The organism is Pseudoalteromonas sp. SR45-5 (assembly GCF_014163565.1).
Lineage (GTDB): Bacteria > Pseudomonadota > Gammaproteobacteria > Enterobacterales > Alteromonadaceae > Pseudoalteromonas > Pseudoalteromonas distincta.
In genome coordinates, this window is record NZ_JACJDN010000620.1 from 1 (window position 1) to 2,309 (window position 2,309).

Genomic DNA, 2,309 nt, shown 5'->3' on the forward strand with positions numbered 1-2,309 from the left:
AAGAATTTCTAGCTGTGAAGCAAAACCAAATAGTACTTTAATTGCATCTAATTTCCTTTTGCATCACAAATAGTTAATCTTACTGACCTTTAGCAGCTGCAATTTGAGCAGCAACTTCAGCAGCAAAATCTTCTTCTTTCTTCTCGATACCTTCACCAACTTCTACACGTACAAAGCCAGTAACTGTTGCGTTTTTCTCTTTAAGAATATCGCCAACAGATTTTTTAGGGTCCATGATGAAAGCTTGACCAGTAAGAGAAACCTCACCAGTGAATTTTTTCATGCGACCAACAACCATCTTCTCAGCGATTTCAGCAGGCTTGCCTTCATTCATCGCGATTTCGATTTGTACTTGCTTTTCTTTTTCTACAACGTCAGCTGGTACGTCAGAAGGAGTTAAGTACTCTGGACGTGAAGCAGCAACGTGCATTGCAACGTGCTTAAGTGTTTCTTCATCAGCAACACCTGCAACAACAACACCGATACGGTCGCCATGACGGTACTCAACTAGGTTTTCACCAGCGATGTACTGCAGACGACGTACGTTGATGTTTTCGCCAATTTTAGTTACTAGCTCAACACGGTCTTCTTCAAACTTAGCTTGTAAGTCTTCGATAGTAAGAGTGTCAGCAATTGCAGCTTCAGCAACTTTATCAGCAAATGCTAAAAAGCTTACGTCTTTTGCAACGAAGTCTGTTTGACAGTTAACTTCTACTAGTACTGCAACACCAGCGTTTTGCTTGATGATGATAGTACCTTCAGCAGCAATGTTACCTGCTTTTTTAGCAGCTTTAGCAGCGCCACTTTTACGCATGTTTTCAATCGCTAACTCGATGTCGCCATCAGTCTCAGTTAACGCTTTTTTACAATCCATCATGCCAGCGCCTGTGCGCTCGCGTAATTCTTTAACTAGGGCAGTAGTTACAGCCATTAGTAAATCCTCAAATCTGAAATCTGGTTTAGATAAGCGGGTTACCCGCTCTACAAGAATAACAAGTCTTCACCTTAAAAAGATGAAGACTTGATGATAGCTAATTACTCAGCTTCAACGAAATCGTCTTTCTCAGCTTGAGCAACGATGTTATTCTCGCGACCTTCAGTGATAGCAGCTGCAACAGCGCTAGTGTAAAGGCTTACAGCACGGATAGCATCATCGTTACCAGGAACGATGTAATCAACGCCGTCTGGGTTAGAGTTAGTATCAACGATTGCAACAACAGGGATACCTAGGTTGTTTGCTTCACGGATAGCAATGTGCTCGTGGTCAGCATCGATAACGAAAAGCGCGTCTGGAAGACCGCCCATGTTTTTGATACCACCAAGGCTCTTTTCAAGCTTTTCCATTTCGCGGTTAAGCATTAACGTTTCTTTCTTAGTTAATTTCTCGAAAGTACCGTCTTGGCTTTGTGTTTCAAGGTCTTTAAGACGCTTGATTGATTGACGTACAGTTTTCCAGTTAGTCAACATACCACCTAACCAACGGTGATTTACGAAGAACTGATCGCTTTCTAAAGCAGCTGCTTTAACTGCGTCGCTTGCTGCGCGCTTAGTACCAACGAAAAGAACTTTACCTTTGTTTGCTGCAGCACTTGATAAAAACTTAAGTGCGTCGTTGAACATTGGTACAGTTTGCTCAAGGTTGATGATATGTACACGGTTACGTGTGCCGAAGATGAAAGGCTTCATCTTCGGGTTCCAGTAACGTGCTTGGTGACCAAAGTGAACACCAGCTTGAAGCATATCGCGCATTGAAACGTTTGCCATTTTATAGATCCTCTATAGTTGTTTAGGGTTAGGCCTCCACATATCCCATAGCACCAACACCGAAGTAATTAAACTTCAAATGCACCCAAGTGTATGTGACGATACGTGTGTGTGTTAAAATAAAATTGTGTTTGCCTTAAATACAAAAAATCATTTAAGAATTTATTTGTAAAAAGACGGCGCGCTTTATACCATATTAAAATTAAATACTCAACGTCGCGTGCAAAATTTGTTCGGCGATAAATGTTAGAAACTCAACTTTGGAGCCTCAATGAGCGCTATTATCAAGACCCCTGAAGAAATAGAGAAAATGCGCGTAGCTGGGCGCTTAGCGGCCGATGTACTTGAAATGATCGGCCCTCATGTAGTGCCGGGTGTTACCACCGATGAGCTAAATACACTTTGTCATGATTATATTGTTAATGTGCAACAAGCAATCCCTGCTCCGTTAAATTATCATGGCTTTCCAAAATCAGTTTGTACGTCAGTTAATCATGTTATTTGTCACGGAATTCCAAATGACAAAGCATTAAAAGAAGGCGACA

The 2,309-nt window shown here is 41.5% G+C and carries 3 protein-coding genes; 1 reads left to right on the forward strand and 2 read right to left on the reverse strand.

Annotation, left to right across the window (positions count from 1 at the left end):
* Positions 1–79 precede the first annotated feature (79 nt).
* A complete protein-coding gene (gene tsf, locus H5072_RS17195; RefSeq protein WP_182694236.1) occupies positions 80–931 on the reverse strand; it encodes a translation elongation factor Ts in 852 nt (283 codons plus the stop codon).
* Positions 932–1,035: 104 nt separating this feature from the next.
* A complete protein-coding gene (gene rpsB / locus H5072_RS17200; RefSeq protein WP_182694237.1) occupies positions 1,036–1,764 on the reverse strand; it encodes a 30S ribosomal protein S2 in 729 nt (242 codons plus the stop codon).
* Between the two features lie 271 nt (positions 1,765–2,035).
* On the opposite strand from rpsB, the gene H5072_RS17205 reads away from it, so the two are divergent.
* Positions 2,036–2,309 (forward strand): M24 family metallopeptidase (locus tag H5072_RS17205; RefSeq protein WP_182694238.1); only part of this gene is annotated, 274 nt, incomplete at its 3' end.

Coding starts and splice junctions, on each gene's coding strand:
- tsf (WP_182694236.1), bottom strand. CDS start 931: ATGGCTGTAACTACTGCCCTAGTTAAAGAATTACGCGAGCGCACAGGC.
- rpsB (WP_182694237.1), bottom strand. CDS start 1,764: ATGGCAAACGTTTCAATGCGCGATATGCTTCAAGCTGGTGTTCACTTT.